We start from the raw sequence: 9,658 nt of genomic DNA, 5'->3' as shown, positions 1-9,658 counted from the left end.
GACTCTTTACCCGCGCAGCTTGAGGTGATTTGAAGCCAACTCCTGCAAGCCGACTTCGAGGGGCCCGCCCTCATCTTCAACAAAGCATTGCTCACGCAACCGCTGCGCTTGCATTCGTAGCACACTACGAACGCCCCCGATTCTTCGCGCCGATCCCAGTGGGTCGGCATGGAAGCTCGGCCGCGGCGATTCAGCGTGCAGGAGCCGGCATGTCTTTCTGCTGCGCGTCGCCGGCAGGCGCTTGCTGCGGCATCGCCGCAGCGTCGGTTGCATGTGCCTCGTTCGCGGCCATCGCACTGCCTTGCGCGCCGCCATCCCAACCGCCGCCCAGCGCCTTCACCAGCGCCACCGACAGCGTCAACTGCTGCCCGTGAATCTGCACATCCGTGCGCTCGCTCGTCAGCAGCGACTCCTGCGCGTCGATCACGTTCAGATACGCGACGAGCCCGCCCGAATAGCGATCGTTCGCGAGCGACAGCAGCCGCTGGGCATCCTCGACCGCCTCGCGCGACTGCTTCGCCGCGCCATCGAGCACCGACAGTCCGGTGATGCCGTCCTGCACCTGCTGGAACGCGTTCAGTACCGTCTGCCGATAATTCGCCTCGGTCGCCTTGTAGCCCTCGCTCGCGAACTTGACGTTGGCCGCGCGCCGCCCGCCGTCGAAGATCACCTGGCCGACCGCCGCGCCGAGCGTCCACATCAGCGTCGGCGCGCTCAGCAGATTGGCGAACTCGGTGCTCTCCCAGCCGATGCCCGGCGTCAGCGTCAGGCTCGGGAAGAACGCGGCCTTGGCTACGCCGATCTGCGCGTTGGCGGCCGCCATCGCGCGTTCCGCCGACGCGACGTCGGGCCGCCGCTGCAGCACGTCGCTCGGCACGCCGAGCGGCACCGTCGGCGGCTTGATGTCGAGCACCTTCGGCTCGATCGAAAACTGCGGCGCCGGCACGCCGACCAGCGCGGCGATCGCATGCTCGAATTGCGCGCGCTGATTCAGCAGCAGTTGCGCCTGCACGCGCGTCGCATCGAGCTGCGATTTCTGCTGCAGCACGTCGAGGCCCGAGACCGAACCGAGGTCGTGCTCGGTGTTCACGTAATCGAGCGCCTTCTGCTGCAGCTTCACCGACTGGTTCAGCACGTCGATCTCGTTGTCGAGCTCACGCAGCGAGAAGTAGTCGGTGGCGAGATCGGTCGTCAGCACGAGGCGTGCGTTCGCGAGATCGTCCGCCGATTGTTCGGCCGACGCCTGCGCGCCCTCCACCTCACGACGGATGCGGCCGAACAGGTCGGTGTCGTAGCTGAGCGTCGGTCCGAGCTGGATGTTGTTCTGTACCGTCGATTGAGTCGGTGTCGCGTAGTTGGTCAGCGGCCGGTCGTGCGAAATGCGAAAGCGCGAGGCCTGGGCCGAGAAATCGACTTCCGGCACGCGCTGCGCGCTGGTGTTCGCGAGTGTCGCCTTGGCCTGCTCGTAGTGCGCGCTCGCCGCGGCGAGCGTCTGGTTCTGCGCCAGCGCCTGGGTTTCGAGCGTCGCGAGCGTCGGGTCGGCGAAGCCCGTCCACCAGTCCGGCGCAATCGGCGCATGCGACGGCGCGGCGACGCGCCAGAACGAATCGGTGCGCCATTCGGGCGGCACCTCGGCCTGCGGACGCTGATAGTCGGGACCCACCGTGCAGGCGGCGAGCAATGCCGCGCCGGCGCAAGCGCTCAGCGCGGTGAACGCGGTGCCACGTGGGCGCGCCCGGCGGGAAGCCGCGAACATCACGACGCCTCCTTGCCGTTCTTCGGCAGCGGCTGCACCTGAACGTGATCGCCGTCGGCGATCGAGTCGCTCGGATTGATGATGATGCGATCGGTCGGCGAGATACCGCTTTCGATTTCGAGCTGCTGTCCGAGGTCCACGGCGATCACGACCTTGTGCAGGCTCACGTTGCCCTTCGCATCGACGACCGCGAGACGCGGACCCTCCGCGCGAAACAGCAACGCGTTGCCCGGTACCGTCAGGCGTTCGTGCGCGGCGGCCGGCACCTCGACCTGCACGTAGGCGCCGGGGCGCAGCCTCGCGTCGGGATTCGGCAGCGTCACTTCGATCTGCAGCGAACGCGTGGGCACGTCGATCGCGCCGGACATATGCGTGATCGTGCCGTTGAACTGCTGGCCCGGCAGCTCGGCCTGCGTGACCACGACCTTCTGCCCGACCGAGACGTTCTGCGCGTAGGCCTGCGGCAACTGCACATAGACGCGCAACGGGTCCGACTGCGCGAGCGCGAACAACGCCCGGCTCGTGCCGCTGCCCGCGTCGATCAGATCGCCGACGTCGACGTTGCGCTGCGTGACGACGCCGGCAAACGGCGCGACGATCCGCTTGAACGATTCGAGCTGCTGCAGACGCTTGACGTTCGCATCGGCCGCGGCGAGATTCGCGAGGTCCTGCGTGTAGGTGCTTTGCCGTTCGTCGAGTTCCTGTTGCGAGACCGCATCGCGCTGGCGCAACTGCTGCCAGCGCTCCAGCGAGCTCTTCGCGAGCGCGAGGCTCGAATTGATCTGCTGACGCTGCGCCAGAGCCTGCGCGAGTTCCTGGTCGATTTCCGGCGTATCGAGCTCGGCGAGCAATTGCCCCTGCTTTACGCGCGCGCCGATATCGACGTACCAGTGCAGCAGATAACCGGTCGCGCGCGCATAGATCGGCGACTCGACATAGCCGCGCAACGTGCCCGGCAGCAGCGTGTTGCCGCCGCCGTCGGTCTGCTTCGGCGTGACGACGTTCACGTACTGCGTGGCGTTCTGCTGCGCGGTCGCCGTGACTTCGCGGTTTTGCATCACGTTCGCGATCACGGTGCGCAGCGTGCCTATCGCGAGCAGTACGAACGCGATCAGGATCGCGACCTTCGCGTGCCGCCATTCGCGATGGCGCGGCGGCAGCAGGTGCTCCCCTTGTTCGGTTTCCCGCGTGGGGATCCCTAGCGATGCATGAGTTTTTTCGGTCATCTCAGTCAACCATCGTTTAACTTTTACGCGGGCGTCGCCGCACTGCTGTGTTCAGGCGCGGGGCTGTCGCTATGGCCGCTGCTTCGGCCGCGATCACCGCCTGTTCCACCGCCATTGCCGCCGTTGCCGCCGCCATTTCCACCGTCATCGCCGCCGCCGTTGCGATGGCGGCGCGCGAGCCACGAGTGAATTCCCGCGAACACGAGCGGCACGAAAAACAGCGTCGACACGGTCGCGAACAGCAAGCCGCCGATCACCGCGCGGCCGAGCGGCGCATTCTGCTCGGCGCCTTCGCCGAGACCGAGCGCCATCGGAATCATGCCGATGATCATCGCGAATGCGGTCATCAGCACCGGACGGATCCGGCTCGCGCCGGCTTCGAGCGCGGCCGTGAGCGGCGGCGCGCCGGCCGAAAGCCGCTGGCGCGCGAACGCGACCATCAGAATACTGTTCGCGGTCGCGACGCCCATCGTCATGATCGCGCCGGTCAGCGCCGGCACGCTCAGATGGGTGCCGGTCAGGAACAGCATCCACATGATGCCCGCGAGCGCCGCCGGCAACGCGCTGACGATGATCAGCGGATCGACCCACGACTGGAAGTTCACCACGATCAGCAGATACACGAGCACGATCGCCATCGCGACGCCGATGCCGAGCCCAAAGAACGAACTGCGCATCGTCTGTACCTGACCGCGCACGGTGATCGTGCTGCCGCGCGGCAGCGTACCGCGCACCTCGTTGACGATCCTGTCGACCTGATTCGCGACGCTGCCGAGATCGCGCTTTTCAACGCTCACATACAGATCGATCACCGGCCGGATGTTGTAGTGCGAGACCTCAGCGAACTGGCTCTTCGGCGATACCTGCACGAGGTTGCCGAGCAGTTGCGTCGGGCCGTTCATCGTGGCCGACACCGGGGTGCGCAACAGTTCGTCGATCGACGACACCTGGTACTGCGGCGTCTGCACCTGAACCCTGTATTCGACGCCGTTCCTGTTGTTTACCCAGAAGCCCGGCGACGTCTGCGAGCTGCCCGACAGCGAAACGAGCACGTTCTGCGCGACGTCGTTTGCGGTCAGGTTCAGTTGTTGCAGGCGGGTGCGGTCCATCTGCAGACCGAGTACCGGTTCGTCGAGCTTCTGCTGGATATGCGTGTCGACCGTGCCGGGAATCAGCCGCACCTGCTTCAGCAGTTTGCGCGCGACGTCGAGGTTGCCCTGCTGATTCGCGCCGGCGATCTGCACGTCCACCGCGGCGGGCAGGCCGAAGTTCAGGATCTGCGTGACGATATCGGCGGGCTGAAAGAAGAACTCGACGCCCGGGAAACGCTGCGGCAGGATCGTGCGCAGCTTGTCCATGTAGATCTGCGACGGCTTGTGGCCTTCGTTCAACGCGATCTGGATCTCGCCGTCGAGCGTGCCCATCGTGCCCGCATTGCTATACGACAGGTTGATGCCGCTATACGGCAGACCGAGGTTGTCGAGAATCGTGCCCAGTTCCTTCTGCGGCACGACTTCGCGGATCACCTTCTCGACCTCGTCGGCGAGCCGCGCGGTTTCCTCGATCCGCGTGCCGGTCGGCGCGCGCATGTGCAGACGGATGTCGCCCGCGTCGACGCTCGGGAAAAAGTCTTCGCCGAGCGCAAAAAACAGGCCCATCGACAGCACGCAGAAACCGAGGAACAGCGTGCCGAACACCTTGCGGCGCACGAGCAGGCTGCTCAGGATCATGATGTAGGCCGCGCGCATGCGCTCGAAGCCGGCGTCGAAGCGGTGATACAGACGCATGAACAGATTCGGCTTCGCGCCCGTCTTCGGCTTATGCGCGTGGCCCATCAGCAGCATCGCGAGCGTCGGCACGAGCGTACGCGACAGGATGTACGACGCGAGCATCGCGAATACCACCGCTTCCGCGAGCGGCACGAACAGATAGCGTGCGACGCCGGTCAGGAAGAACATCGGCACGAACACGATACAGATACACAGCGTCGACACCAGCGCCGGCACCGCGATTTCGCCGGCGCCGTCGAGAATCGCGTCGTGCAGATTGGTGCCCATGTGCAGGTGCCGCTCGATGTTCTCGATCGTCACGGTCGCGTCGTCAACCAGGATGCCGACCGCGAGCGCGAGACCGCCCAGCGTCATGATGTTGATGGTCTGCCCGAGCGCGTGCAGCACGATCAGCGACGACAGGATGGACAGCGGAATCGAGATCGCGATGATGCAGGTGCTGCGCCAGTTGCCGAGGAACAGCAGGATCATCGCGGCGGTCAGCGCGGCGGCCACCAGCGCCTCGCGCACCACGCCCTGCACCGCCGCCTTCACGAACACCGACTGGTCGAACAGCGCGGTGATCTGCAGATCCGGCGGCAGCGCGGCGCGCGCGGCTGGCAACAGGCCTTTCAACGTATCGACGATCGACAGCGTCGACGCGTTGCCGTTCTTCAGCACCGACATCAGCACGCCGCGATGGCCGTTCTGCCGCACGATGTTGGTCTGCGGCGAGAAGCCGTCGCGCACATGCGCGACTTCACGCAGATAGGTCGTCGCGCCGTTGACGGTGCGCACCGGAATATCGTTGAGGCCTTCCAGCGTCGGCGGCGAACCGTTCATGTCGATCGTGTATTCCTTCGGCCCGATCTTGGCCGTGCCGGTGGGCAGAATCAGGTTTTGCGCGTTGAACGCGTTGACCACATCGGCCGGCGTCAGGCCCTTGGCCAGCATCGCGCGCGTATCGAGGTCGACCGAGATCAGCCGCGATTTGCCGCCATACGGGTACGGCACGGCAGCGCCTGGAATCGTCACGAGTTGCGGACGCAGGAAGTTCAGCGCGGTGTCGTTCAGGTCCTGCTCGGAGAGCTTCGGACTCGACAGACCGAGCTGGATCACCGGAATACTCGAAGCCGAGTAGCTGATGACGAGCGGCGCGGTGGCGCCCGGCGGCATCTGCTTCAACTGCGCCTGCTCGACCGCGACCGTCTGCGCGATGGCCGTCTGGATGTTCGCGTTCGGCTGCAGAAACACCTTCAGGATCGCGATGCCAGGCAGCGACTGCGATTCGATATGTTCGATGTCGTTGACCGTCGTGGTCAGACTGCGCTCGTTGACCGACGTGATGCGGGTGGCCATGTCCTCGGCCGACAGCCCGGTGTACGTCCAGATGATGCTGACGACCGGTATGTTGATTTCCGGCAGCACGTCGACGGGCGTGGTGAACAGCACGAAGGGCGTCGCCAGCACGATCAGAATCGCCATCACGATGAACGTGTATGGCCGCTTAAGCGCTACGTTGACGATCCACATTGAAACGGGCCAGAGAAAATGCGGGTGGAGGGAGGGATTGAATCTCCGCTTATGCTAGATCGGTAGCACCAACGCCTGCATGGCGCGAGAATGGCGAAATTGTCAGGAAGCTTGTTGAAAGCAAATGCGCCATTTTTGAAGGCGCAAAGCAATCGCCGGGTTTGCAGCGAATTAGGCGAAGCGCAAACGTTTGTTGAATAAATTTACGCGGTGTTAATGGAACGTTTGCTGATTCGCGGCACGGCTTTGGTTCGAAATATTGTGAAACATGCTTTCAGTTTAATTCGCAACACGGGTCGATTTTGCTTCGCGCGGCCATTCCCCTTCAACGAAAAAGGCCGGTCAACCTGAATGGTCGACCGGCCTTCTCATATGCAGCTATCCGTGTGCCGGCGTCAACGCCCGCGACGCCTATTTGGCGAACAGTGACGACATATCGGCGAACGCCTTGAACTCGAGCGCATTGCCCGACGGATCGAGGAAGAACATCGTTGCCTGCTCGCCGACCTCGCCCTTGAAGCGCACGTGCGGCTCGATGATGAATTCGATGCCGGCCTTCTGCAGTTTGTCCGCGGCGGTCTGCCATTGCTCCATCGACAGTACCGCGCCGAAGTGGCGCACCGGCACCGCGTCGCCATCGACCGCGCTGGTATGACGGTGACCGACTTCGTCGGGCGCCAGATGCGCGACGATCTGATGGCCGTAGAAATTGAAATCGACCCATGCGTCCGAACTGCGCCCTTCCGGGCAGCCGAGCAATTCGCCGTAAAACTCGCGCGCGGCGGCAAGGCTATGAACAGGAAACGCCAGATGGAACGGCGGCAAAGCGGTTTCGGCAACGCTCATGATAGGAAGACTCGCTAGGTGGGTGTGAGGATGGGTGACGACTGGCGCGACTCGCACGGCTGGCAATCGGCACAGAATAAGCCAAAGTTTAACCATGAATAAAAATGTTGAGAAACGATATATATTTGACCTGACCATCACTAAAATCGATTGATCGATCATGCTCAGCGAGTTGAAGACCTTCATCGCCGTCAGCCAGTACGGCACGTTTTCCGGCGCGGGCGCGCGCATCGGGCTCACACAATCGGCGGTCAGCGCGCAGATGCAGCGGCTCGAGCAGGAACTCGGCTTCCCGCTGTTCGACCGCACCGGCCGCTCGGCGACGCTCAACGAGGCGGGCCGCGAAACGCTCGCGCTCGCCGAGGAAATGATGACGCTCTACGCGCGGCTCTCCGAGCGCAGCGGCGGCGCCGCCGAAAGCGGCATGCTGCGGGTCGGCGCAATCGCGTCCGCGCAGGTATCGCTGCTGGCCGACGCGCTCGCGCGCTTTCGCGACGACCGTCCCGGCTGGCGGATTCGCGTGGTGCCGGGCGTGTCGCTGGGGCTGCTCGGTCAGGTCGACGCGGGCGAGCTCGATCTTGCCGTCATCATCAAGCCGCCGTTCGCGTTGCCGTCGGAGCTCGAATGGCGCACGCTGGTCGCCGAACCGTTCGTGCTGCTCGCGCCGAAAAAGCTCGCGCGCGGCGGCCGCTTGTGGCACGAACTGCTGCGCAGCGAGCCGTTCATCCGCTACGACCGCGCGTCGTTCGGCGGGCGGCTCGTCGATCGTTTTCTGCGGCGCGCGCGCCTCGGCGTTCGCGATGCGGTCGAGCTCGACGAGTTGCAGGCGATCGTGCAACTGGTCGCGCGCGGCATGGGTGTCGCGCTGATTCCGAATACGGCCGGGCTCGGCAAATGGCCGGCGAGCGTCGTGGCGCTCGAACTCGGCGATGCGACCTTCGAGCGTGAGATCGGGCTCGTGCTGCGGCCGCGGCATAGCCGCCCGGTGGTCGCCGATGCGTTGGCGGAGTGTATTGCGAGCGCGGCGCACGGTTGAGCGTTTGGCGCGCCGCGTTCGATGCGGGCTCGATTCGGCTGCGAAGCGAGTGTGCTGCCACACGTACGCGCAACTGTATCTGTGAGCGGCGCGCGACGGCGCTCAGAATCGTTGCTTCATTCAACCGGCCGTGTGGCGCGTTGCATGGCATTGCCGAACACCCGCCCCGCCCTTACATTTGCCCGCCATGATCGCTAGCCCTGTGCTCACCGCCGATGTCCTGATCGCCTACAGCGCCTATTTCGTCGGCACCGCGAGCCCTGGCCCGAGCAATCTCGCGATCATGTCGCTCGCGATGAGCGCGGGCCGGCGCGCGGCGCTGGTGTTCGCGCTCGGCGTCGTGTCGGGCTCGTTCTCATGGGCGCTGCTCGCGTCGCTCGGGCTGTCGGCGGTGCTCGCCACCTACTCGGAATGCCTCGTGGCGATCCGGATCGCGGGCGGGCTGTATCTGCTGTGGCTCGGCTTCAAGTCCGCGCGCTCGGCGTGGAGCGCCGGCAAGCCGGCCGCGAGCGCGGCGCGCGTCGACGAACCGCTCGGGCGGCTCTATCTGCGTGGCCTTTTGCTGCACCTGACGAATCCGAAAGCGGTGCTGGTGTGGCTGTCGATCGTGTCGCTCGCGATGTCGCCGGTACACGGCGCCGCGCACGTGATGCCGGTCGTGCTGGGCTGCATGGCGATCGGCGCGACGGTGTTCAGCAGCTACGCAATGCTGTTTTCGACGGCATCCGCGCGGCGCGTTTATGCGGCGATCCGGCGCTGGCTCGATGGCTCGCTCGCGGTGATGTTCGGGATTGCCGGGATCAAGCTGCTGACGTCAAAGAACTAGCGTGGCCCGGGCGCGCGCGGCCGCCCCCGGTCCACGCTCTGCGATACTGGCGGCTCGGCTCCCTCCACGACGGCTGCTAGCGCACCCACCCACGCAACGATGAACGGCAACGATCACGACGCACCTTCCTCCACCCAACGCTCGCCGCTGCAAAAGCGGCTCTATCTCTGCGGTGCGGCGATCCTGGTCGTCAGCCTGATCGCCGCGGTGCTGATCTACGTCAGCGTGCCGCCGCCCGATAGCGCGGTCGCGATGTACGGCATCGTCGATCCGCGCTATCAGATCGAGCTACAGCAAATCGGCGGCAACGCGGCAGTGCTGATGGCGCAGTTGCATCAATGGTTCGATAGCTTGTGGCACGGTGTCAGGCTTGCCTATACGGTCGCGGCGCTGGGCGCTGCGCTGGCGGGCGGCTGTTTCTTCATCGGTCATTATTTCGTCGACGATTGAACCCCGACAGGATCGCATCCGCCACGACGATTTAAAAACGTTAATTATCGTTTATTCAAATCCGGCGCATCGCCTTCGCCGACGAAATTCCGCCGCAATAAACCAACAATAAATTCCGCAGTGCAATAAGTCCGCGCTTTCGCAGTCAACTTGCGGCATTAAGAAAACGAACTATTATTAGTTCGGGCCATACAGAATAGTGCCCCCTCACAGCAT

7 protein-coding genes are annotated in these 9,658 nt (G+C 64.5%); 3 read left to right on the top strand and 4 right to left on the bottom strand.

All coding sequences use genetic code 11. The annotated features are described in order from the left end of the window. Positions 1-190: 190 nt before the first annotated feature. The 4 genes from ACLFKU_RS21485 to ACLFKU_RS21470 all read right to left on the bottom strand — a co-directional run bounded on the left by ACLFKU_RS21485 (position 191) and on the right by ACLFKU_RS21470 (position 7,130). Positions 191-1,756 carry an efflux transporter outer membrane subunit gene (locus ACLFKU_RS21485; protein ID WP_410850391.1) on the bottom strand — a complete coding sequence of 522 codons (1,566 nt, stop codon included), beginning with the start codon at positions 1,754-1,756 and terminating at the stop codon, positions 191-193. Next, positions 1,756-2,982, bottom strand: a complete 1,227-nt coding sequence (locus tag ACLFKU_RS21480; protein WP_410850390.1) for an efflux RND transporter periplasmic adaptor subunit — start codon at positions 2,980-2,982, stop codon at positions 1,756-1,758. The genes ACLFKU_RS21485 and ACLFKU_RS21480 overlap by 1 nt, the downstream gene beginning before the upstream one ends. A 23-nt stretch (positions 2,983-3,005) precedes the next feature. Further along, positions 3,006-6,284, bottom strand: coding sequence for an efflux RND transporter permease subunit (locus ACLFKU_RS21475; protein ID WP_410850389.1), 3,279 nt, complete (start codon positions 6,282-6,284; stop codon positions 3,006-3,008). A gap of 411 nt (positions 6,285-6,695) precedes the next feature. After that, the gene (locus ACLFKU_RS21470) at positions 6,696-7,130 is read right to left on the bottom strand and encodes a VOC family protein (protein WP_410850388.1); all 435 of its coding nucleotides are present in this window, start codon (positions 7,128-7,130) and stop codon (positions 6,696-6,698) included. Between the two features lie 160 nt (positions 7,131-7,290). Here ACLFKU_RS21470 and ACLFKU_RS21465 point away from each other — a divergent pair, with 160 nt between their 5' ends. The 3 genes from ACLFKU_RS21465 to ACLFKU_RS21455 all read left to right on the top strand — a co-directional run bounded on the left by ACLFKU_RS21465 (position 7,291) and on the right by ACLFKU_RS21455 (position 9,442). Beyond that, positions 7,291-8,166 (top strand): LysR family transcriptional regulator, encoded by an 876-nt coding sequence (locus ACLFKU_RS21465; protein WP_410850387.1) that lies wholly within the window; start codon positions 7,291-7,293, stop codon positions 8,164-8,166. Positions 8,167-8,353: 187 nt separating this feature from the next. Further along, positions 8,354-8,992 (top strand): LysE family translocator, encoded by a 639-nt coding sequence (locus ACLFKU_RS21460; protein ID WP_368585804.1) that lies wholly within the window; start codon positions 8,354-8,356, stop codon positions 8,990-8,992. A 99-nt stretch (positions 8,993-9,091) separates the two neighbouring features. Continuing rightward, on the top strand, positions 9,092-9,442 hold the full coding sequence (locus ACLFKU_RS21455) for a hypothetical protein (protein WP_410850386.1): 351 nt from the start codon (positions 9,092-9,094) through the stop codon (positions 9,440-9,442). Positions 9,443-9,658 lie beyond the last annotated feature (216 nt).

Origin of the sequence: Paraburkholderia sp. EG304 (assembly GCF_046543485.1) — a bacterium.
Lineage (GTDB): Bacteria > Pseudomonadota > Gammaproteobacteria > Burkholderiales > Burkholderiaceae > Paraburkholderia > Paraburkholderia youngii.
The sequence above is the reverse complement of the archived record's forward strand: the minus strand, read 5'-3'. Positions and strand labels throughout refer to the sequence as shown.